At 51.0% G+C, this 23,727-nt stretch carries 19 protein-coding genes; 14 read left to right on the top strand and 5 right to left on the bottom strand.

What is annotated here, in order from left to right; all coding sequences use genetic code 11:
• The first annotated feature begins 85 nt into the window (after nt 1-85).
• Both GA520_RS26120 and GA520_RS26115 read left to right on the top strand, forming a co-directional pair.
• Nucleotides 86-1,102 (top strand): TAXI family TRAP transporter solute-binding subunit, encoded by a 1,017-nt coding sequence (locus GA520_RS26120; RefSeq protein ID WP_163336333.1) that lies wholly within the window; start codon nt 86-88, stop codon nt 1,100-1,102.
• 82 nt (nt 1,103-1,184) lie between these two features.
• Nucleotides 1,185-3,260: a TRAP transporter fused permease subunit gene (locus tag GA520_RS26115; RefSeq protein WP_163336332.1), complete on the top strand. Its 2,076-nt coding sequence runs from the start codon at nt 1,185-1,187 to the stop codon at nt 3,258-3,260.
• Between the two features lie 98 nt (nt 3,261-3,358).
• Here GA520_RS26115 and GA520_RS26110 read toward each other — a convergent pair whose 3' ends face one another.
• Nucleotides 3,359-5,770, bottom strand: a complete 2,412-nt coding sequence (locus GA520_RS26110; protein WP_240910050.1) for an acetate--CoA ligase family protein — start codon at nt 5,768-5,770, stop codon at nt 3,359-3,361.
• Between the two features lie 197 nt (nt 5,771-5,967).
• Between GA520_RS26110 and GA520_RS26105 the strand changes: the two genes are divergently transcribed.
• The 4 genes from GA520_RS26105 (at nt 5,968) to GA520_RS26090 (ending at nt 11,023) form a co-directional block, all read left to right on the top strand.
• Complete coding sequence (locus tag GA520_RS26105) at nt 5,968-6,837, top strand: DMT family transporter (RefSeq protein ID WP_163336331.1); 870 nt, start codon at nt 5,968-5,970, stop codon at nt 6,835-6,837.
• A gap of 111 nt (nt 6,838-6,948) precedes the next feature.
• Nucleotides 6,949-8,202 (top strand): cytochrome b N-terminal domain-containing protein, encoded by a 1,254-nt coding sequence (locus GA520_RS26100; protein WP_163336330.1) that lies wholly within the window; start codon nt 6,949-6,951, stop codon nt 8,200-8,202.
• A gap of 18 nt (nt 8,203-8,220) precedes the next feature.
• Complete coding sequence (locus GA520_RS26095) at nt 8,221-8,736, top strand: ubiquinol-cytochrome c reductase iron-sulfur subunit (protein WP_163336329.1); 516 nt, start codon at nt 8,221-8,223, stop codon at nt 8,734-8,736.
• 1 nt (nt 8,737) lies between these two features.
• Entirely contained in the window at nt 8,738-11,023 is a 2,286-nt protein-coding gene (locus GA520_RS26090) for a tetratricopeptide repeat protein (protein ID WP_163336328.1), read from the top strand.
• Here GA520_RS26090 and GA520_RS26085 read toward each other — a convergent pair.
• Both GA520_RS26085 and GA520_RS26080 read right to left on the bottom strand, forming a co-directional pair.
• Complete coding sequence (locus GA520_RS26085; protein WP_163336327.1) at nt 11,016-11,720, bottom strand: hypothetical protein; 705 nt, start codon at nt 11,718-11,720, stop codon at nt 11,016-11,018. The genes GA520_RS26090 and GA520_RS26085 overlap by 8 nt on opposite strands.
• Nucleotides 11,721-11,751: 31 nt before the next feature.
• Nucleotides 11,752-12,210: a hypothetical protein gene (locus tag GA520_RS26080; protein WP_163336326.1), complete on the bottom strand. Its 459-nt coding sequence runs from the start codon at nt 12,208-12,210 to the stop codon at nt 11,752-11,754.
• A gap of 161 nt (nt 12,211-12,371) precedes the next feature.
• Between GA520_RS26080 and GA520_RS26075 the strand changes: the two genes are divergently transcribed.
• Nucleotides 12,372-13,100 carry a trans-aconitate 2-methyltransferase gene (locus GA520_RS26075; RefSeq protein WP_163336325.1) on the top strand — a complete coding sequence of 243 codons (729 nt, stop codon included), beginning with the start codon at nt 12,372-12,374 and terminating at the stop codon, nt 13,098-13,100.
• Nucleotides 13,101-13,107: 7 nt separating this feature from the next.
• Here GA520_RS26075 and GA520_RS26070 read toward each other — a convergent pair whose 3' ends face one another.
• Complete coding sequence (locus tag GA520_RS26070; RefSeq protein WP_163336324.1) at nt 13,108-14,121, bottom strand: amino acid ABC transporter substrate-binding protein; 1,014 nt, start codon at nt 14,119-14,121, stop codon at nt 13,108-13,110.
• Between the two features lie 218 nt (nt 14,122-14,339).
• Between GA520_RS26070 and rsmB the strand changes: the two genes are divergently transcribed.
• The 5 genes from rsmB (at nt 14,340) to GA520_RS26045 (ending at nt 20,018) form a co-directional block, all read left to right on the top strand.
• Nucleotides 14,340-15,704, top strand: a complete 1,365-nt coding sequence (rsmB, locus tag GA520_RS26065; RefSeq protein ID WP_163336323.1) for a 16S rRNA (cytosine(967)-C(5))-methyltransferase RsmB — start codon at nt 14,340-14,342, stop codon at nt 15,702-15,704.
• A gap of 109 nt (nt 15,705-15,813) precedes the next feature.
• Complete coding sequence (locus GA520_RS26060) at nt 15,814-16,404, top strand: hypothetical protein (RefSeq protein WP_163336322.1); 591 nt, start codon at nt 15,814-15,816, stop codon at nt 16,402-16,404.
• A 3-nt stretch (nt 16,405-16,407) separates the two neighbouring features.
• Nucleotides 16,408-17,508 (top strand): Xaa-Pro peptidase family protein, encoded by a 1,101-nt coding sequence (locus tag GA520_RS26055; RefSeq protein ID WP_163336321.1) that lies wholly within the window; start codon nt 16,408-16,410, stop codon nt 17,506-17,508.
• A 43-nt stretch (nt 17,509-17,551) separates the two neighbouring features.
• Complete coding sequence (locus GA520_RS26050; protein ID WP_163336320.1) at nt 17,552-17,884, top strand: hypothetical protein; 333 nt, start codon at nt 17,552-17,554, stop codon at nt 17,882-17,884.
• A gap of 355 nt (nt 17,885-18,239) precedes the next feature.
• On the top strand, nt 18,240-20,018 hold the full coding sequence (locus tag GA520_RS26045) for a cyclic nucleotide-binding domain-containing protein (RefSeq protein WP_163336319.1): 1,779 nt from the start codon (nt 18,240-18,242) through the stop codon (nt 20,016-20,018).
• Nucleotides 20,019-20,027: 9 nt separating this feature from the next.
• Here GA520_RS26045 and GA520_RS26040 read toward each other — a convergent pair whose 3' ends face one another.
• A complete protein-coding gene (locus GA520_RS26040; RefSeq protein ID WP_163336318.1) occupies nt 20,028-21,134 on the bottom strand; it encodes a response regulator in 1,107 nt (368 codons plus the stop codon).
• A gap of 264 nt (nt 21,135-21,398) precedes the next feature.
• Between GA520_RS26040 and GA520_RS26035 the strand changes: the two genes are divergently transcribed.
• Together GA520_RS26035 and GA520_RS26030 are read left to right on the top strand one after the other, a co-directional pair.
• The gene (locus GA520_RS26035; protein ID WP_240910049.1) at nt 21,399-22,244 is read left to right on the top strand and encodes a M48 family metallopeptidase; all 846 of its coding nucleotides are present in this window, start codon (nt 21,399-21,401) and stop codon (nt 22,242-22,244) included.
• A gap of 44 nt (nt 22,245-22,288) precedes the next feature.
• Nucleotides 22,289-23,590 (top strand): CBS domain-containing protein, encoded by a 1,302-nt coding sequence (locus tag GA520_RS26030; RefSeq protein WP_163336317.1) that lies wholly within the window; start codon nt 22,289-22,291, stop codon nt 23,588-23,590.
• Nucleotides 23,591-23,727 lie beyond the last annotated feature (137 nt).

Below are 23,727 nucleotides of genomic sequence, written 5' to 3'. Positions count from 1 at the left end.
TATTAGAGATGGTTAGTCCTTTATAAACCAGTTGCTGAAGGATTCCACAACTTCAGTCCCAACCAACCTAAAGAGGAGGTATTCCATGAAATCGTTTATTGCCCGAGTCGTCCTGGCTCTTTTTACCCTCACCCTGATCGGCTCGACATCTGCCTCGGCAGCTGAAGAGCGCAGTTACCTGCTGGCGACTGCAAGTACCGGCGGCACCTATTATCCAGTCGGTGTTGCCCTGTCGACACTCACCAAGGTCAAGCTGCAACCCAAACAGAAAATTGGTATGTCTGCCATTAATTCCGCCGGTTCAGGTGAGAATATCAAGCTGCTGAGGGACAACGAGGCACAATTTGCCATTCTTCAGGGCCTCTATGGATACTATGCATGGAACGGCAAAGGACCGCTTGAAAGCGAGGGTCCTCAAAAAGAGTTGCGCTCGGTCACCATGCTCTGGCAGAACGTCGAGCAGTTCACCGTCCTGGCCGACAAGGCACCGACCGGCACTATTGCCGATATCGCAGGCCTGAAAGGCGACCGGCTGGCACTTGGTAAGAAAAACTCAGGAACCCTTGGGTCCAACACCATCCTGCTGAAAAACCTCGGACTGGATGTCGCCAAAGATTTCGACCTGGTCTATGTAGGTTACGGTCCCAGTGCCGACGCCCTGCAGAACGGCCAGATAAGCGGTATGTCTACCCCAGCAGGAACCCCCACCGGTGCAGTGACCAGGGCAATTGCCGCCATGGGTGACAAGGTGAAAGTCCTTGAGTTTACCGATGAGCTTGCCAAGAAAGCGGACGGCGGTCTCGGGCTGTGGACCGAATATATCATCAAGTCGGGCACCTACCCTGGACAGGAAAAAGATATCAAGACCATCGCCCAGCCGAACTTCCTGGCTGTCCGTGCAGATATCGATGAAGAAGCGGTTTACATGATTACCAAGACCATCTATGAAAACCTACCGTTCCTGAATGCCATTCACAAAGCAACGCTGGTCATGAGTGTCGAAAAGGCCATCGCAGGGCTGCCCATGCCACTGCATCCTGGCGCCGCCAAATATTACAAGGAAGCGGGTATCACCATTCCTGACAACCTGATCGCCAAGTAATTCTACAACACCAGAATCATGCCACCGGCTCCGCCCCTATGTTTCAGGGGCGGAGCCATACGAAACAGTCGGAGAACAATAGATGAAATCGGATGAACTCATTAAGATCGGTGAAACATTTACTGACAGGGCTGTATTCTGTATTGGCGTTGTCATCTCCCTGATCCACATCTATTTCAATATCTTTGGTGTTCTCCCTGGCCTGACTCAGAATGCCCTGCATTTTTCTGGGTTTGTACTGCTCGGCGCCTTGCTGTACCCATTTTACGGCACTCTTAAAAAACGAAGTAAAGCAGGCCTGATACGAGATCTGGCAATCGGTATTATTGCCGCCTTCAGTGCCCTCTACATGATCGGCATGGAAGACGCTATTTACAACCGCGGCGTTCACCTGGCCCTGCCGGAATGGATTGCGGGATTCCTGCTGATCCTGGCTGCAATCGAATTCACCCGCCGTACAACCGGCTGGATCATCCCTGTCCTTATTATCCTGGCACTCACCTATGTGGGCTGGTGGGGGCAATATGTTGGCGGCGTTTTCAAGTTCAGCGGATTAACTACTGAGACGATCCTTTTTCGTTCAGTGTATGGCGATGATGGTCTTTTTGGCAATATCGCCCGAATTTCCTCCACCTTTGTGTTCATGTTCATCCTGTTCGGTGCGTTCCTGCTCCGTTCGGGTGCCGGTGATTTTGTTATCAACCTGGCCAAGGCCGTGGCTGGGAGATTTATTGGCGGCCCTGGTCTCGTCGCCGTGCTTGCGTCCGGTTTGACCGGCACCATCTCTGGCTCTGCCGTTGCAAACACGGCCTCAACCGGTGTCATCACCATCCCGCTTATGAAAAAGGCTGGATTTGAACCAAAATTTGCGGCAGGTGTGGAGGCTGCATCCTCAACGGGTGGTCAGCTCATGCCACCGATCATGGGCGCCGGTGCCTTTGTCATGGCCAGTTACACCCAGATTCCCTATACCACCATCGTCCTCTATTCCATCCTGCCAGCTATACTCTATTTTGCCACAGTCGGCTTTTTCGTCAGGATCGAAGCGAAGAAGACCGGAATACAGGTTGCGGAAGGTGAGGAAATGACAGTCATGGAGGTGCTCAAACAAGGCGGCCTGCCATTTCTGCTCCCCGTCTCAATCTTGATCGGCATGCTCATTTACGGCTTCACCCCCACCTATGCAGCCGGTTTTGCAATTCTCTCGGTTATAGTTGCCTCCTGGATGACTCCCAACAAGATGGGACCCATGGCCGTTCTCGAAGCCCTTGCGCTCGGCGCCCGGAACATGACCATGACCGCCATCCTGCTCTGTTCCGTTGGCCTTGTGGTAAATGTGATCGCCACCGCCGGTATCGGCAATACCTTTTCACTGATGATCACCAACTGGTCTGGCGACAACCTGGTCATTGCCATTACACTCATCGCACTGGCTTCACTTGTTCTCGGAATGGGACTGCCGGTGACCGCATCCTATATAGTGCTCGGTACTCTTTCTGCCCCGGCCCTTTATAACCTTATCGCCGACACCCAAATCGTCTCCATCATCGCCGCCGGAGCATTAAGTGAAGAGGCAAAAGCTGTGTTCATGATGGCGGTACCGGACAAGATGGCTCTTCTCGGCCAGGTTATGAGTCCTGCCGATGCCAAGGCCTTATTTGATGCAGTCCCCATTGAGTTGGCCGATACCCTGCGGAGCATGATTCTCGACCCGGCGACTGCGACCTTTGCCCTGCTCTCGGCGCACATGATCATTTTCTGGCTGAGCCAGGACAGTAACGTGACGCCACCGGTGTGTCTCGCTGCCTTTACAGGAGCCGCCATCGCCGGAACCCCTCCCATGGCAACCGGCTTCCACTCCTGGAAAATTGCCAAGGGGCTCTACATCATCCCGCTGCTCTTTGCCTATACCCCTCTCCTGGGCGGATCGTTTACCGAGATCATCACAATCGCCTGTTTTGCTTTACTCGGCCTCTACGGTTTCACCGCAGCAATCCAGGGACACATGGAAAACCGGGTCCACTGGCTGGGCAGGATCGGCCTGCTTGTGTTGGCCTTTTTCCTGCTCAAACCGACCAATTTTTTCATTCATGCAGTTGCAGCAGCAAGCCTTATACTTTTTTTCATCATTAACTTTCGCAAGGTTGAGCCTGCTTGAAGTATCAGGGCAATCAATATGTTTGCAAATTGTCAGTGGTTACCTACGGAGAAAAGGTGCATCCGAATGAACCTCACCCTTTCTTTATGGCACCTCAATCAATCGGTTTTCAACCTTAAACTCCTACTATACAACCTGCCGTCTATATAGAGCGCCAGTGCCTGCACTGCCCGGTCGGATGAACGAAAAACCGCCATACCGCCTGCCATCAATTCATCGACAAGGGGGTCATAAAGTCGACCGCCATCAACCACCCCGATGACGGGTTTATCCAGTCGAGCAACAAGCTTTGGCATAGCGGTGGCGATGCTTGAAGAGTCGTCGAAGCCAAAACGGCCTGATTCGTCACCATCCAGCGTCCGCATCGCAGGAGAGAGCGGGTCGAGGCCGACAACCACCGCGTCCACACCTGGGTCAAGCGCCAGTTCCTCCACCACCCGCACATGCACTTCGTCGTCAGCACCTGGATTAATATCCAGCGGATTCTTGACCTCCACCAATGAATCAAGGCGCTTTTGAGTCATCAGTTCACTAATGGAGCGTTTACAGGAGCTACTAAAGTTGGCCATCCGCATATAGAAATCATCACTCTGGATATTGTCAGCCATGCCGACCGCCTCAAACCCTGCCCCGCTCACAGCAGCAAGACGGTTTCCGGAGATATCCTTTACATGAAGCCGCTGACTGAGCATGAGCAGATCCTCGAATTGCGAGAAGGTCTGGGCAACAATCCCTCCCGCCTGACGCACACAGGACTCGCAAACCATGTAGTCACCGGCCAGCGATGCCGTATGACCGGACGTCGCCGTCTGGCCTTCCGGGGTGCGACCCGCTTTGTAAAAGATCACATCTTTTCCGTTCTGCACTGCCTGACGCACGGCACCGACAAACGCGAGCCCATCAAAATCCTTGAAACCCTCTGCGTAGATGCCGATTACGTCTATTGCCGGATCATCCTTAAGATAACTGAGCACATCCCCCAGGGTCAGGTCATTCTGGTTGCCGATAGAAATCATATAGGCGGGGTCGAGCTCCGGCCGCTTGCTCAGCCGCGTTATCATGAACGCCCCTGACTGGCTGACAAACGCTGCATTCCTCGTTCTCTCTCCCCGCTGACGCGGCAGTTTCTCCTCAGGAATAAAAAGCGTATCGTACCGGCCAGGATGGGAGACAACTCCAAGGCAATTGGCACCAAGGATTACAGGCCCGCCACCATCTTTTTCATGCGCCTTTCGTATTTTCTGCATCAAGGCTGCCGCACGATCTGAGCTCTCCTCGGTTTCGCCCATCCCGCCTGCAATTAACATCACGGATTCGGCTACATCCAGATCGATAACCCGGTCAACAATTTCAACCAACTGACGTGCACCAACTGCCAGGATCAGCAGATCAAACCGCTGATCCGCATCCTGCAGATCCGCAATGCAGCGAACTCCGTCAATATGCTGTTCTCCGGGTCGAATAATAGTTACGTTTTGGGGATTATATCCGTTTGCAACGATGTTGTTCAGGATCATTCTGCCAAAATTCTGACGGTTTGCCGAAACCCCGACGATACCGATCGTACCCGGTTTCAAGAGCTTGCCTATCTTTTGCCACGGTCTTTTCCCAATTATCGAACCCGGTGTGCCAAAACGGCACATACCGTCAAGTGGGACCATGAGGTAATCGGTAAAAGCAAAGGGGTTTATCTCAAGTTCTTCAATAACCCATGGCGCATCAGGGTTCATAGGGGAGTAATAATTGGCCAATTCGATCATCGAGCCAAAACATTCAACGATCTGTTCATCAGTGACAATCCGACGCTGCCCCCTGGTAAGACCTGCCAGTTTTTTATAACAGATCGTACTTTTGAAAAGCCTGAAGAAGGTTTCACCGTCACTTTCAGCTGTTGAGGAGGCGACGATTGCCTGCCCCTTGCGAAATCGCTCCGCATAGAGTTCGGTATCGGTCCCTCCAAGCCCTGCACTGATGACCATGCCGAATTCCCGGGTGTTACGGATACCGACAATCAACTCATTACCGAAAGCCTCCGAATCGGGAGGCATGAACTGGACCATCAGCACACCTTCAATATCTGTGGCTACAGCCTCCCGCAGCTGTTCACCGGACATGCCCCTATACTTGTCCGCGCCATGGGAATTATCCTTTTCAACTGCTGCTGCATAATTATCGGCCACCTCATACATCATCCTCCGCCAGGCCGAACGGATCTTCTCCGGACGTTTTTCAACAATACGGACCCCTTCTACCTCAGTTTTATGGATGATTGTCGATGAGACAACCTTGAGCACAACCTTTTCCCCTTCCATCGACATCAGCACTTCATCCGACGGCCGGCTCCCCTTTGCCAGGAAAACAGTCCGCGGCGGCGTTTCAGCACCGCTTCGGCTGAGCAGTTCATACGTCTCATGTTCAAACAGGAAATCCCTCCCCTGCTTCTCCGCATTGCTGAACAGGGCGCTAATTGCGGTAAAATCTATTGCTGGTTGATACATTGGGGTTGCCATCAAGTCATACCTCTGCCAATATTCATGAACGATCAATTTCGTGTATTTTCCTGTCATTGTAGTATCAGAAGTGGGGAAAGGCAATCCACCCCTCAGCCAATGTCATTTTTTTTGTTGACCATGGATGATGGAAATGACAGCATGCAGAAAATTTTTAAGCAACCGGCAACTTCACGTTAGAGGAAAGTATTTCACCCATGTCACCAGCCACTTCTCACTTGCTCCTTGGCGCCGCCCTGGCTCTCGCCACCGCTATGGTCGTAAGCCTCGCCACCGCAGCTACAAAATATACAGCAGCATATGTCACCATTGAGCAGATTGTTTTTTTCCAGTACCTGTTCTGTGTTATCATCATGCTGCCGCCCCTGCTGCGCCGGGGATTTGATTGTCTCAAAACAGAGCATTTTAAACTTCATATAATGAGAGGATTATCTGGTTGGCTCTGTTTTTATACCTATTACCTCGCACTCGACAAGATCCCCCTGGTGGATGCCAGCCTGCTCAGGAATACAGCCCCTCTCTGTGTTCCCGTACTGTTCCTCATCTGGAAAGGATTCAGGATGCCATTTCTGCGCTGGCTACCGGTTATTATGGGTTTCGTCGGGATCGGCCTGGTCCTTAAACCACAGGGATCGTTGCTCAGCATCTGGCATCTGCTCGGTCTGGCCTCGGGTATAACCTTGGCCGGATCCATCGTCACAACCCGCACCCTCGCTCTCACCGAACCCACATCCCGTATCCTTTTTTACTATTTCTCTTTTTCTTCCCTCTGCGGCTTACCACTGGCAATCAACAACTGGCAACCGGTTCCACTTTTCACCCTGCCGCTGATGGCAGGCATCGGTATATCGATATGGCTGACGATGTGGCTCTATACCAAGGCCTATGGTTTCGCCCGGGCTACAGTAATCTCACCTGTCAGCTACTGCGGGGTTCTGTTTACCGGCCTTCTGGGCTGGGTTTTCTGGGACCAGATTCCTCAACAAACAGCAGTTGCCGGGGCTGTCTTCATCATTGCCGGCGGTATCTGGTCCGTTTACCTGGGCAGGGAACCCGAAATAAAATGATACTTCGAATACAATTACCAACCAAAAGAATGAACAGACATTGCAAATCTGCAATGACCATCGTAAGGTAGGCTATAACAACTACTAACCCACCGATATTCAATAAACAACATGGCATCCTCCTTTATCTTTCACCTGCATCCGAGGACGATTCCAGCGGATACTGCACGTTTCACCCTCAGCTTCGGGCTTGGCGGTATTTGTGCGACACTGGCAGGGCTGCTCTTCCTCACCGGTATCCTGCAGTTAATAAGCTATTCTCCCAGGACAGGTGAAGCGTATCATTCTATCCTGCAGATGTATGCACAGGGAGGGCTGGGGGGATTTATCCGCAATATTCACTACTGGGCCGGCAACCTCCTGGTCATCACCACCGGCCTGCACCTGTTACGGGTTTTCCTGACCGGCGGCCTGACCCAGACAAGGAGATATAACTGGCTTATAGGCCTTTTATTATTGGCGCTCGTACTCTTCTCCAATTTCACAGGTTACCTGCTGCCCTGGGACCAACTGGCCTATTGGGCTGTTACAATTTTCACTTCCATGCTCTCCTATATCCCGTTTTTCGGAGAAAAATTGACACCCCTGCTCCGCGGCGGCGTTGAAGTCGGCCCCGAAACACTGGCGAACTTCTTTGCTATCCACGTTGGGCTCATCCCCGCTCTCTTCATCCCGTTGCTCATCTATCATTTCTGGCTGATACGAAAAGCGGGTGGCTTAATTACCGACCCAAATGGGACAACAAAGAAGAATCGCCTGAAAACCGTACCCCACCTTATCGAAAGAGAGGCTGCAGTCGGACTGACCACGCTTGCCATGGTCCTCATCTTTTCAGCCCTTGTTGATGCTCCTCTGGGAGAGCAGGCCAATCCCTCACAAAGCCCTAATCCGGCCAAGGCTGCCTGGTATTTTATGGGTTTGCAGGAGCTTCTCCTGCACCTGCACCCGGTCTTTGCCATCTGCGTTATCCCGCTGCTGATGTTTGGTGGAATGATGACCCTGCCGTTTTTGAAAAATTCTATCTTGCCTGCTGGAGTATGGTTTGGGGGCAGCCGTGGAAAACTGACAGCCTGCATGGCTTTTATCTCAGGTTTTCTCATAACTGTTTCTCTCCTCATGTTTGATGAACTTATATCAGCCAAAGCAACCCAAACAGACTCCGCAATACTCATGAGGGGTTTTGCACCGCTCATGTTTTATACGCTGCTCGTAGCCTTTTTTTATGGGCTAACCCGTAAAAGAGGGAGCAGCCGGGCCGAAGGAACAATGGGTGTCGTACTCTTTGTTGTATCTTCAACAATAACGCTCACCGTGGCCGGTATCTGGTTTCGAGGCCCAGGCATGACAATGGTCCTGCCCTTCTAATTTTTCGGAAATGTTTGCATGAAAGAAAATACCCCTACACCCACAACTACAGAAATCCCCCGGCGGCACCTCCTTTTCAGCTGGCTCTGGAAATGTGTGGCTGCTATTGGAATACTTGAGCTATCCTGGGTTGTCGGCTCTCTCTTCCACAGACGAAGCAGGAATAGAAAAACAAAAGAAGAGGGGTCTATTATCATCAATGCAGGAATGCTTGACCAATATAAACCGGGAGATGTAAAGGCAGTACCCGAAGGAAAGTTTTACCTCGTATGCCTTGAGGACGGAAGCTTCCTGGCCCTTTCAAGAACCTGCACCCATCTCGGCTGTTCCGTACCATGGCACGAAGAGCAGAAAAAGTTTATTTGCCCCTGTCATGGTTCCACCTTCGACGAACACGGTGTTGTGCTGACCCCGCCTGCCATCCGTCCGCTGGACTACTTCCCGGTGAAAATTGAAAATGGCCTCATCAGGGTGGATATATCGCAGGCCAGACGCAGGGATAGCTTCGACGCTTCCCAGACACAACACAGCTGATATGGATACCTCGCCACCTTCACCGGAAAAACACAGCAACCGTTGGCAGATTGCTGCCCTTGGAGCCGCTCTTCTTATTCTGACCGCCCCATTCATCTACCTGCAAAGACCGGGATACACCGTCCGCATTCCAGAACAGCCTGCAGCCGATTTTATCGGCAGCAACAAGTGCAACTCATGCCACAAGACCCTCTTTGACAAGTGGCAGGAATCACATCACGATCTGGCCATGGACGTAGCCACAGAAAAAACGGTACTGGGAGATTTTGATAACGCAACATTCACCGATCCGCACAACTCGGTCACCAGCCGTTTTTTTAAGCAGGACGGAAAATTCCATGTCGAAACAGAAGGACCGGAAGGTAACTTGCAGGAATTTATTATTACTCACACCTTCGGAGTCTACCCCCTGCAGCAGTATCTGATCCCCTTCCCCGGCGGCAAGCTGCAATGTCTTAACATCGCCTGGGATGCACGCAACGACAAGTGGTACAGGCTGCCTCCATATCAGACCCGGGACACCAATGACTGGCTGCACTGGACCAAAGGGGGACAAACCTGGAACGGCATGTGTGCGGAATGTCATTCGACCCGGCTGCAAAAGCAATTCAACATGGCTGATAATTCCTACACCACCAGCTGGTTCGAGATAGACGTTGGTTGTGAAGCCTGTCACGGACCGGGTTCAGCCCATGCCAGGTGGGCCGAACTGCCCGAGATGGCCCGGCCCTCCGTACCAAACTCCGGTTTGACCGTGGACACCGGCCCAAACCAGAATAACAGACAAATAGCCATCTGCGCTCCCTGCCACTCAAGGAGGTACCAGCTCGGGGATAACGTACACAATGAGGGAAAACTGCTGGATAAACTCGTCCCGGCCTTACTTGAGGAGGGACTCTATTATGCTGATGGCCAGATCCTGGAAGAAGTGTATGTCTACGGTTCCTTCACCCAGTCTAAGATGTATATGCACGATGTACGCTGCAACGACTGCCACGACGTACACAGCCTGAAACTACACAAGGAAGAAAACGACCTTTGTCTGCAATGCCATCAGGCAGAGAGTTATGACACCCCCACCCACCACTTCCACAAGAGGGTGCATGAAGGTAAACCAAGCGATGGCCATCTTTGCGTTAAATGCCACATGCCCGGAACCACCTATATGGGGATTGATTACCGGCCGGACCACTCCATCAGAATTCCGCGCCCGGATCTCAGTCTGGCGCTGCGGGTCCCAAACAGCTGTTCGACCACCGACTGTCATGGCGACAAGGGACTTGACTGGGTCAACGAAAACTACACCAAGTGGTATGGCACAGCCAGAAAGCCCCATTATGGCGAAATCCTTGCCGCTGGCAGAACGGCAGCACCGGAAAGCATGGAGAAGCTGATCCGGCTGGCAGAAGACACTCTTTACCCTCCGATTGTCCGGGCAACAGCCCTGGCCCTGCTGAGCCGCCATCCCCACGAAGCTACCGAGCCGATCTTCACCCGGGCCCTTGAAGATGAAAACGACCTGATCCGTCACACAGCCATCCGCAATCTCAACCATCTTGCTCCCGAAACAAGGACCCAGCTACTCGAGCCCAAACTCTACGACAAGGTAAAAGGGGTCCGTATCGAGGCAGCCTCGGCACTTGCCGCTGTGCCACCGGGCAAACTGCGACCGGAAAATCGTGTGACCTTCCAAAAGGTTCTTGCCGAGTACCGTACAGCAATGGAATATAACAGCGATTTTGCCCCGCAAAGATTTAACCTCGGTAACCTGGAAGCCGCATTGGGGAAAACCGATTCGGCCATTTCTTATTACAGACAGGCTATGAGGATCGACAGCCAGTTCTACCAGGCCAAGGTGAACCTGGCCATGCAGTTGAACCAGAAAGGAGAAAACACCGAGGCCGCAAAACTTCTCCGCCAGGTTGTGAATGAACACCCCAATCTCCATGAAATTTCATATTCCCTGGGATTGCTCCTGGCCGAAATGGGAAACTATCAGGACGCAAGCACATACCTGGGCAAGGCTGCTGACGGTATGCCGGGATATACACGGCCCCGTTATAACCAGGCCCTGGCACTTCTCAAGCTGCAGAAATGGGAAGAGGGAGAACAGGCACTGCTGCAGGCGCTGACTCAGGAGCCGGAAAACCAGGAGTATTTCATGACGCTCGTCAACCTTTACTTAAATTTCAGGATGGTTGACAAAGCCAGGAGTGTGGCAAAAATGATCCTTGAGATGGTGCCTGATCACCAGCAGGCGAGGGAGCTGTTACAACAACTCAAATAGCGGTTGGGGAACCCGCGATCCCGGCCATGACTGCCGTACGCAACTCCCTATCCGAAAGATTGTTATTTTCAATCAGGGTTGCACCAAGATAGTTGACAGTCAACCAGACCAAAAAACTCTCGATGCGCTCTGAGAGTTTTCCATTTTCTGCCATATACCTGTCGAAATAATCCGCCTCTCCCAGAAGTTCCCTTTTTGCGATCCGTTCCCTGCGCAGCCCATCGTCTACATCCAGGACTATAGTATGCAGACCGTGCAGGGAGTTCAGCCGGGCCAGGGTTGATTTGAGGGCCGGAGACATTGTAATCTGCGTTGTTGTGGTATACCGGTGCCCCCAATAAAAAGCGAGGCCCCGAAGACAGTTATGCCCAATAACAACACAGTTCTGACCGGGACTATTAAACCGGGCAAGATCCTTTTTCAGCAAAACATTCATACACCAGGGCATCAGAAAGCTGAACAAGGGGTATAATGTCAGGAAACTCTTTTCCAGAAACAGCTCACTTACGCGTTTTTCTGTGCTTGATTCCTCTGAGGTCCTGCGGCCACTCAGGTATCTTTTTCGCTTTTCCACAGTTCCACCCATACTGTCAATCATTCCTGTGACAACATTGGCAACGTGATCCTTTCCGGAAGCATCGGTCCCCACTATCAGAATGGTGAACGGAGATACAGGAAGTTGAAGGGATGAATTCAAGGAAACCTCTCTACTGCATTAATGCGGATATCTATTCTGCCGGTGCTGGCGGTGTCAGTGGTTCCTTCGGAACATCTACCGGTTCGGGCGTGGTCATCTCATGCACTTTCTCTTTTGCAGCGTCATATCCTTCAGCCGTGGTCTCCTTTGTTTTGTCCCAGATCTTTTTACTGCCCTCTTTTGTTTTGTCCCAGACCTCTCCACTGCCTTCTTTGGTTTTGTCCCAGGCTTCTTCACTCTCTTCCCTGGCCTTATCCCACAACTCAGAACTTTCTTCCCTGGCCTTGTCAAAAGAATCCTTTGACGCTTCTCCTACTGCTCCTGCCGCCTCTTTTATCTCCTGTCCCGCCTTCTTCCACTTCGATTCCTGCTCAGGTTCGACGACCGGGGGGGCCTGTGCCTGTATGACAGTTGTCATTAAGGTGACAAAAGTCAGCACGACAACGATTTTGAAAATATTTCTACTCAAGATTGGAAGAGTATGTTTCATGACTGTCTCCATATCAGTAACTAGCGGTTATAGGTGAATTTGATTCTCGAAATGATAGCAAACACTATAATTCAGGCTTATCCATTTAGCAAAATGATCAGGGAAAAAATTGGATATTCAGGGTATCTTTAGCCCAAATTTCTCATCGAAAGGAATTCATAATGACAATACCAATCAACCAAAAATCAACGACTGATGAAATACGAGAACGTTTTGACAGGGATGTCGAACGGTTCTCAAACCTTGAAACCGGGCAAACGGCAACAATCGATGCGCCTCTGGCCATGGAACTCATCACTCAGGCCGCCTGCAGGGCCACTCCTCGGATTCGTACGGTATTGGATATCGGCTGCGGGGCAGGGAACAACAGTGTCAAACTTGCAGGTTACGCACCTCCTGTCGCCTGCGACCTCATAGACCTGAGCCTGCCAATGCTGGAAACAGCCCAAAGACGCGTATCCGGGGTAACCACGGAGCCGGTTCGGATATTCCAGGGTGATTTCAGGACAATCGATCTCGAAAACGGGCGATACGATGTCATTCTGGCCGCTGCGGTCCTGCACCATCTGCGGGATGACCGGGATTGGGAATCAACATTTCAGAAGATATATAACCTTACCGCACCCGGCGGAAGTGTCTGGATCACCGACCTGGTATTCCACGAGATCGAATCGGTCCACGACATGATGTGGGATCGATACGGCCACTACCTCTGCTCCATCGGCGGCGAGGAGTATCGGGATACGGTCTTTGACTATATTGAGAAAGAGGATTCACCACGGCCGGTCACCTACCAGTTGGATTTATTGCGCAAGGTCGGCTTCACCCAGGTGGAAATCCTGCATAAAAATTCCTGTTTCGCTGCTTTCGGCGGGTGTAAAGGCCCTTGAAGTATCGTCAGCGGATTGGCGGGGCATAGACAATCCCGCCTTTTGACCAGAGCCTGTTAAGTCCACGATCAATTTTCAGCGGGGAGTCCTCACCCAGGTTCCGCTCAAAAACTTCACCATAGTTGCCAACCTGCTTTATTATCCGGTATGCCCAGTCATCGGCAAGCCCTAAGCCCTGGCCTTTGATTCCAACCACGCCAAGCAACCTTTTTATCGCCTCACTATCTGTGCCTCTCATAGACTCAATGTTGGCGGAACTCACCCCCAGCTCCTCTCCATTGATCATGGCAAAGAGCGACCACTTCACGATATTAAACCAGGCATCATCGCCCTGCCGAACAACAGGTCCGAGAGGTTCATTGGCAATAACTTCCGGCAATACGTCTGCCTCCGTCGGCACAGCAAGTTTAGCGGCCAGGCCGTAGAGTTGGGAGCGACCGCTGGTTATCGCATCACACCTGCCGGTCTCGAAACCCTTGATTGCCTGATCCGGAGTATCAAAGAGGAGGGGACGATACTCCATCTTGTTCTGTCTGAAATAATCCGCCAGGTCATGCTCCTTGGTCGTGCCGGACTGTACACAAATGGTAGCACCAGCGAGATCGGTGATGTTTGTTATCCCTCGTTTTCTCAATACCATAAACCCCTGCCCGTCATAGTAACTCACCCCGGCAAAGTTTAGTCCCAACGAAGAATCCCGGGTGAAGGTCCAGGAGGTATTTCGGGAGAGCATGTCCACTTCTCCTGCCAGCAGCGGTGTAAAACGCTCCATAGCAGTGAGTGGAATAAATTTCACCTTTTTCGCATCACCAAGAACGGCAGCGGCCACGGCTCGGCAGATATCGGTGTCAAGGCCGGTCCAGTTCCCCTTGTTATCAGGACTGGAGAAACCGGGCAAACCGGTTGAGACACCGCACTGCAGATACCCTCTCTTCTGAACTTCATCCCGGGTCGCCCCAAAAGCAACACCACTTATACAAAACAAAGCAACCGCAGCAACAAACCAGCTGATTTTCTTCATCTTCCTCTCCGGATTTGACCGTCTTGCCGCAGGTAAACCCAACGAACAATGGCGGAGTAGACAGTACCGATACTCATCGTAATCCATTCATTCCATATTTGTAAGCTGTTGCCAACAAAAAGGTCTGAAAATTAGTCACAACTATTTCCCGGTTTCTGTGGTAAAGGTGTAGTGTTAGATATCAACCAAAATCCTTCAATACCATTCTATGTGAATTTGTGAAAAACACCTCAACACAGACAGGCAGGTATGCGGCCATTGAAACCCTCTGCCGGCTGCAGAAAACCGCCTACCCGGTCAAACCTCTCCTCGAATCAGTGAGTAGTGAAAGCGCCCTGTCTTCCGCAGACAGGGCGCTGACAATGAATCTGGTATATGGTGTGCTGCGTAAACGCCAGTACCTTGACAGTCTGATCGGTCAGCTCAGCCGTCATCCGCTTAAAAAGTTGGATGTGTTTGTCCTCAATGGTCTCCGGGTTGGTCTGTATCAAATTTTCTTCCTTGATCGCATTCCTGAATCCGCCGCGGTCAATGAGACCGTTAACGCCATGAAAGCGGCGCGACTCCCAAAGAGATTACATGGATTTGTAAATGGTATCCTCCGTGAATCGATCCGCCAAAAACAAAAAGGAACCTTACCGTCTCCGGAAGATGAATCGACCGCGTCTCTGCTGAATCATCCCGAATGGATGACCCGGCGCTGGAGTGCCAGGTTTGGCCAACAGGAGATGGAACGTATCTGCAGGGCCAACAACGAGGAGCCGCTTCTTACCCTGCGCGCCAACACCAGCCGTATATCCAGGGAGAATTTGCTCGATCTTTTCCTGCAGGACGGGCTTGATGCCGCGATTGGACATTATGCTCCCGACAGTATCGTGCTGCCATGCTATCAGGGCTCGATCAACAAGCTCCCCGGATACAAAGAAGGATATTTTCAACCCCAGGACGAAGCCGCCCAGCTCGCTGCACTCCTCCTGTCACCATTCCGTGAAAATGGGGTATACCTTGACGGATGTGCTGGCCTGGGTGGTAAAACGAGCCATATCCTTCAACTCACGCAACCGTATTCTGCACGCGTTATCGCCGTTGAACCGGAACCGCGCCGCCAGCGTCTTTTTGAAGACAACATCACCAGGTTATCTGACGACAATCGCCCGGTCCTGCACAAAAAGACTCTACAGGATTACAGCAGAACCTCCCGGATACTCTTTTCCGGTGTATTTATTGATGCCCCCTGCTCCGGAACCGGTGTCACCGGCAGACATCCCGACATCCGCTGGAACAGGAAACCCGAGGATTTTATTAGCTATCAACGCATACAACTCGAAATTTTAAACCATGCGGCCCAACTTGTAGCCGAAAATGGAATTCTGGTATATGCCACCTGCTCACTGGAGCAGGAAGAAAACATGGATGTAGTCACCGCCTTCCTCAAAGAAAATGAAGAGTACAATCTGACTGACTGCAGACCCTTTTTACCTGAGAAGTGTCAAGAACTTATCGCAGATAACTGTTTTTCCCCGCATCCTGACAGCACCATTGACGGATTCTTTGGGGCACGGCTGGTACGTCAACGCCGGTAACGCTTTTTCTTTGCGCTGCATTAATCTCTGTTGTACATATTTAAGCAATTTTCAAGATACACCTTTACGAGACATTAGTTCAAACCTTTACATAGAAGCAGGAGCCAAAATGGCAGAGATAAAATCAACAATGGAACTGGTAATGGAACGGGCGGCCAAAATGGCAGCCAACGCAGCACCGGTTGACAACAATGAAGAGCAGGTAAAAACCGGCATGCGCATAGCGGCCGACTATCTTGACGGGAAACTGCAGGACCTTGTAGCCGAACTCAGCAAGCAGAAACCGGAAGACCAGCTGGCGATTAACAAGGGCGCTGTTGGTATCCTGCTCAGAAATGTTGTTCTTCCCCGAGATGAAATACTGGAAGAACGAAACGGAGTCGCCCTTAAAGGCATAACAGAACTGATCCAGGCTGCCGGCGCCGGCGCCCTCAACACTGTCTGTTCTGAACTCCAGCAAATTCTCCAGCAGTACGGGCAGCACAAGGAACAGGTTGTCGAACAGGTAGAAGAAGCTCTCAAAGGCCAGCTTCAGCAGCAGGCCATGGCCAAAGGTGTGGATCCTGAAAGACTGACCGCATCCATGCACCCACAATATCATGAGGAGATGGGAAAAGTGGAGCAGGACCTTAACGGACAGTATACCCAGGCATTGGATCAGCGCAAAGAGGTCATCCTCCAGCAGTTGGGACTGAACTAAAAAATGAACTACAGCAAACGGATAAAGCGTCTCCAGAAGACACTGCGCCGCAAGAAAATAGACGGCATCCTGATCAGCCAACCGCAGAACAGGCGTTATCTGAGTGGATTTACCGCCTTTGACCACGACATCAGTGAGAGTTCCGGCGTACTGTTTCTTCCCGCCTCCGGCAAGGGATTCCTGCTGACCGATTTTCGTTATGCCCTCCAGGCAGAGCAGGAAGTCAGCCATCTCGATGTGAAAATCTACCAAAGAGGCTTATCGCAGTTTCTTAAAAAATTCCTGCCCAAACAGGGTATTGACGTCATGGGATTTGAATCCCAATACATGTTGCACTCTACGGTCCAATCGCTGGAGAAAATGTTTTCAAAACTCAATATCAAGCTCGCCCCATTGACTGGTATTGTCGAAAAGATGCGCTCGATCAAAGAGCCTAGAGAAATTGAAATTATCCGGAAATCCGTGCGCCTTAATGAAAAGGTTTTCAAGGCCATATTTCCAGCTATCCAACCCGGGAAAAGTGAAATCGAGATCGCCCTGGCACTTGAACAGGAAATGCGAAAACGAGGTGCCGAAAGAGCCAGTTTCGATTCCATTGTCGCATCAGGGGATAACGGGGCCCTGCCCCACGCTGTACCTACGCCCTCGCCTATCCTTAAAAACAGATCGTTAACCATTGACATGGGTTTGGTGCTTGACGGCTATTGCTCTGATATGACAAGGACCTTTGCCGTTGGAAAAGCTGACAAAGAGTATAAAAAGATTCACCGAATCGTACGGCGCGCCCAACTAGCCGGGCTGAAAGCCGTTCGGGCCGGTGTAACGGGGCAGGAGGTTGACAAAGCTGCACGGGAGGTTATCACAGAAGCGGGATACGGCAAGTATTTCAGGCACAGCCTTGGTCATGGAGTCGGCCTTGCTGTCCACGAAGCCCCCTCGCTATCTCCCAGAGGTACTGCAAAACTTAAAGAAGGGATGATCGTCACTATTGAACCGGGAATCTATATACCAGGCTGGGGTGGTGTCCGGCTCGAAGATATGGTCGTCGTCACCAGGAAAGGCTGCGACAACCTCAACAGGGACACAACCTGGCTCGATATCTAATACTGCCACTACATCAAGAAACTACAAATAAAAACATTACACTATGAGACAAATTGTTATAGACGAGCTCTCCCCTATGGAGCGCGACAATATAGACTCCTACTTAAAACGTACCTTGCAGCCAGGCCCCATGATCGGACTCTACTGGATCGTCTTACCGGCGGACCTCTTCTCTGAGGCACAGCAGGGGCACGATAACCATGGCCCATTCTATATGGCTGTTGAAGTTGAACAAACACTGGTCCGCTTCGAGCTGCTTGTTCGGAGCCAGTCAAACCTGCATTGCACCTGTATTGCCTATGCTTCTTCAACCCAGCGCCAGTTCGTCCTCGACCTGATCGATCGTATGATAGAGGAGGAGTTGATAAAAGCCTGACCTGGAACCCAGCTGATAATTGCTATTGCTTTTTCTCCAAGCGGGCGTATATTCCCTCTTTTCAGGAAAACATGAGCAGTATGCAAGGACGGCACGCAGCGGGAAACAAAGCCGCTATACCTTGCATAGCCATTCATATCAGTATATTATGACACGCGACGCGTTGCTGGAGAAACCGAACAGAAGAACATGGAGCCTCAACAGAATTGCAACATGATGGACGAAACTCGTCATCAGGACCCATCCGGCTGAATTGCCCCGAACCTGACCGGCCACGGATACCTTCCATCTAGAGTCTGGCAACCGGCGCGAAACAGTGTTTCTGTCTATTTATTGAACATCTATGAACACCTTTTTGAGCAAGATATCACAACTCGACTCCATACAAGATGTGATTCTTCTCTCCGACCGGGGGACCCCACTCTATCTGTCTGACCCGGCAGGCACCCAGTCAAACAACATACAAGTCCTCCTCTGGCATGAAATCCTTAACGAGCTCTGCAGACCGAAAACACTGGAACTTATTTTCACAAGCGGCAGATATTACCTGAGAAACACTGAGCTCGGTTATGTAATTATTGGCATGAATCATGACCGGAACCTGCCTAAAATCAGAGCAGCTTGCGACAGCACCCTGCACAAGCTGAGAGAACCCAGCCTGCGCAAGAAGATCCTGCTGAAAATGCTGACTGACTGCAACGATCAGCTCAAGCCGAACCTTATTAAGGAGTTGGTTCCGTTTGCAGACGCCGAGGTTGCTGCCACCCTCATAAACCTGCTGCAGCAAGAGCGGAATTTTAACCCGGAAGTGCGGGCGAAATTGCAGCTCTACATCTGCCAGGCACTTGGCCACTGTCAAGCTTATCAGGCAATTAGGCCTCTCAAAACATTTCTGAACGATCATGAATCGATTCCCGGTGCCCCTTTCAATGTGGAGATCCGCGAGGCGGTACGAATCTCAATCCGTCAGTTGCAGAAAGCAGCGCCCAGACCACCCACCACGCCTCCTCCACGTCCGCGACCAGCTACTCCTCAGCCAGCTTCTGTCACACCTCCCTTGACTAATCCGGAAGCACCTCCGACACCTCAATCAACTAAAAGGAAAGAGCCAACAGCTGCGCCAAAAATCGATATTCCCGAGGTGCCAAAGATTATTGCGCTGGTAGATGAGGGCAAGAAAGATCAGGCAATAGCGCTCATCATGCAGCTCATTGAAGAGAGCGCCGCTCAAAAAGATTTCACGACTGCTGACAGTTTGCGCAACTGGCTTATGACGATAGATTCCATGGCCCTCATACAGATCGTACGGGCTGCTGAAATAATTCAGGAAGAGAAAATAGCCAGTATCAACAAGGACCATCTCGAAGTCTGGAAGGTTCTTACCGAACATCTTACCGAGGAAGAGTTTTCGGCCCTATATCACGCCATGACTCTCAAAACTTACCCGGCAGGAGAGATGCTGGCAAAGCAGGGTACATTTATGGCCGCCCTCTTTTTCATCAATAGCGGCAGTGTACAGATCCAGGCCATGCAGCAAAATTCTTCACTCCCCCTAAAGATTAAGGAAGCAGGAGAGATTATCGGCGCAGGGACATTTTTCGAAGCTTCCGTCTGGACCATCAACGCCAAGAGCCTTGGTACTGAAGTTTTTCAATTGTCGCGTAACACATTAGACAATCTCAGGGAAGCTCACCCGTCACTTGAATCAAAACTCTCTCATTTCTGCAATAATTTTGAATCCACAAGTGCGCTGGTACAAAAGATTCGACGCAACCGTCGCCAGCTAGAGAGAAAAAAATTGTCTGGAAGGCTCTCATTCGCCGTACTTGACAAAGCAGGAAACGAAACGGGTATTGTCGCTAAAGGTCACCTTCTCGATATATCCAGGGGAGGCGTTGCCTTTTCCATCCACTCGTCGCAGAAAAAAAACGCAGTCAACCTTTTCGGCAGAAAACTGCGGGTCAGTATCAATGCGGGCATCGCGACCGGACTTTTGATTCGAGCCGGTGTGGTACGAGCTGTACGGGATCAAGACCTGATTGGAAACGAATACTCACTGCACCTTATGTTTACTACCAAACTGACCGGTTCTGAGATGCAACAAGCCTTAAATGCCAATAGCAAATCCGTGTAGCCGAGAATTCTATTTGCGTTTTTGTATTGCCTTTAAGGTCTTATTGACAGGAAACTCCGGCCCGACATCCAGAACTGTTGAAGGACTCTCAGGAATAATCAACTTCCCGGCACCTCTTTCATTCTCCACATATCCTGCCTTAAACGTGCCAAGGTTGGAAAGTTCGCCAACCTTGTTTATTTTTTCAGCGGCAGGATCAAGCTTTTCATCCTTATAGACCGCCTCTATTTCGCCCTCACCGCCAAGCTCATCACGGATAAATGCCCTCAGGTCGGCCATCGGATCATCTTCGGCCAGGTTCTTACCGGTGAGTGCCTGATCCAGGTCTTTCGGCGCATCATCCAGCAGCTCCATAGGCAACCCCAGATCTTCACCATCTACCCCGGCTATTGATCCGGCAACGGGACTCCCCTCCTCGTCTCCGAAAAGAGAGTCATCCAACTCATCTTTTGCAGCCAGGGCACCCATGATGATGGATTGCAACTCACTGTTGATCCTGTTTTCCTGCACCTCGCATTCGTTACGGAAAAATACAGTAACCTCATCCCAGGAGAAAACATGATAGGCCGCATCCATTGCCTTTTTGTCACCGACACGTGCATCAAGCAGCTGACCGTCAAGAAGGTAAAGGATACCTCCCTCGCCGGAAGTATTATCTATCATTCTTATGGTACAGGTTTTTCCTTCCATCTCCATAAGCTGCATGAACATGGTAGGAGAAACATTGTGCATAATTCCTGACTTGGCCTCTTCCTGCAGAATGCTGATAATCTTTTTTCCGAGCTCATCTGCATCAAACGGTTTCTTGAAATAGCCGACGACCCCTTCAGCTTCCGTCAGGTGCCTGGCATTTTCCTCTTTCATCCCGGAGATGATAATAATGGGAATATCGGGGTATCGCTCCCGAACATTACTATGCAGTCCCATACCGTCCATACGCGGCATCATGAGGTCCATACAGATGACCGAAACAGGCGTCTCCGCCAGTTTCTTCAGTGCATCAAAACCGTCGTTGGCCAGGACAATGGAAAACTGGTCACGATACGCACTGAGTCGCTTTTCGATCGCAAGCTGCAATATTTGATCATCATCAACGAAGAGAACCTTTCGGATCATAGCTGCTTTTCAACCTCACAAGACGGACTGTCTGCCCAATAAAAAAAGTGGTGACAACCTTCCAGGCGATCACCAAATGGGCGAATAAAGCTTCGGCAATACATTAATTTTAACACATAAAGCGGGTAGACTTAAAGTAAATTTCCAGTAAACATACTCCCCTCTGAAGTATAATTTATGTAGCCAATATGGTATACTATCTACCAAAAATGATTAATTATTAGTATTATTGAAGCACTTAAGAGATTTTCCGGATTTCCTGCGGTGAAAGGAAAATCACACTACAAATACACAAAGTCTATGAAAAACTGGCTCATTATAACTATCCTGCTCCTGCTGACCGCCTGTGCCACCAGTCCGACAGGCAGATCGCAATTGATGCTGATATCTCCTGAACATGCCATTTCCGCCTCCCGCGAGGCCTATGCCCAGACGCTCCTTCCCCTGCAAAAAGAAGGAAAAATCGATAACGACAACAGAGCCTCACAAAGGGTGCGGGACATTACCGGCAGGATCATCACCCAGGCAATCATTCTCTTCCCGCAGAGCCGGGACTGGGAGTGGTCGGTAAAAGTCATTGATGATCCGGAAACCGTTAATGCCTGGTGCATGGCGGGAGGTAAAATGGCAGTATACACCGGCCTGCTCGAGAAGGTTCAACCCACAGACGATGAACTGGCCCAGGTCATGGGACATGAGATTTCCCACGCACTTGCCAACCACACAGCTGAACGGATGTCCATGGCCATGGCAACACAGATCGGCATGTTGGGCGTGGCTATCGCAGTCGGTGACAGTGACCACGCAGGACTGGCCCTGACCGGCTCTGCCCTGGCTGCGGCACTGGCCATCAACCTGCCCAACAGTCGTTCTTCAGAGTCAGAAGCTGACCTGATGGGTATTGAACTCGCTGCCCGGGCAGGCTACAACCCGCATGCTGCGGCAACACTCTGGCAGAAAATGGAGAAAGCAGGCGGTGGCGGCCCTCCTCAGTTCCTCTCCACCCATCCCTCACCAACAAACCGTCAGGAGACGCTGCAACAGCTTGCAGCGCAGATGATGCCCTATTACCTTGAGAAAACAGAGAGACCTATCTACCCTCTCGACTAAAAAAAGGATACCCATAAAGCTGGCCTGCCGGTTATATAGGAACCATGCACACAATCATCACCAGCCACAAGCAAACTGACTTCGATGGATTGGCCTCCATCATCGCCGCCACCCAACTGTATCCAGACAGTATAGGGGTGGTTCCCAAACAGGTGAGCCGAAATGTAAGCCGCTTTCTCTCAACCCACAAAACGGCCTTCGAACTGATCCTGCCAAACGAGGTCGAACATGACAAAGTGGACAAGCTGGTGGTTGTCGACGCTGGCTCCTGGCACCGACTCGACAGGATGGACAAACTCAAGGAAAAAGAAAACCTGGAAATCCATTTATGGGACCACCACCCGTCCGCAGGGACTATACAGGCTGACTGGTACTGCCAGGAACATATCGGGGCAACGGTTACATTACTGGTAAGGGAATTCAAGAAACAGGGTATCCAGCTTACTCCCCTCACTTCCACGGTTATGCTCATCGGACTTTATGAAGATACGGGACATCTGACCTACCCATCCACAACAGCTGAAGATGCCTACGCCGCTGCCTTTCTCCTGGAACATGGGGCGGACCTTAATGTTGCCACGTTTTTCCTTAACCCGCCATATGAAGAAAAACAAAAAGAAGTACTGTTCGAGATGATGAAGGGAACCGAAAAGGTTGCCGTCAACAATTACCAGGTCGGTTTTAACATCGTGACCCTAGAAGGGAAAACGACCACATTCTCCGGTATTGTTTCCATGTACCGGTCCATCATCAATGTCGATGCAATCTTTGTCATCTTCATCATGAACGGTCGCTCCACCGTTATTGCCCGGAGCGGCGTGGAGAGTATCAACGTCGGCCGCATCATGGGGCAGCTGGGTGGAGGAGGTCATGCGGGTGCGGGATCGGCAACCTTAAAAAGTGACCAAACCAGCCCGGAAGAAATAAAGAAGCAAATAATGGAACTGCTGGAATCGGAACAACGGGAAGGGGTGCACATCGCCGACCTGATGTCTTTTCCGGTTTTCAGTGTGTTACCGGACACCCCCATGCGTGAAGTCCACGCCATTATGGCCGAGAAGAAAATACGCGGTGTACTGGTCATGGAAGAAGAGAACCTGCTCGGGATCGTGGTCCTCTGGGATTTCAAGAAGCTGAAGTACGAAAAACACTGGGAAAGACCGGTCAAGGCCTATATGGCACGAAAGCTGACAACCGTTGCACCCGATGCCATTCCGGCCCAGGTGGCAAAATTGATGCTTGACTCAGACATCGGCCATCTGCCCGTTGTCCAGGACGGTAAGGTTATCGGGATTGTAACCAGAACTGATGTCCTCAACTATTTTTACGATCTGCTACCTGAATAGCGCCCCTTCAGCCCGGGTACTTTATGAAGAACTGACTCTGTCCTGGTTATTATGATATACCTGTCAGTTAGTCAGTGTACTTCCTGTAAAATAGCTGGTTGGCCCGGATGAAGCATCCGGGCCAACCATTGTTTTAT

Origin of the sequence: Desulfopila sp. IMCC35008, from assembly GCF_010646885.2 — a bacterium.
Lineage (GTDB): Bacteria > Desulfobacterota > Desulfobulbia > Desulfobulbales > Desulfocapsaceae > Desulfopila.
The sequence above is the reverse complement of the archived record's forward strand: the minus strand, read 5'-3'. Positions and strand labels throughout refer to the sequence as shown.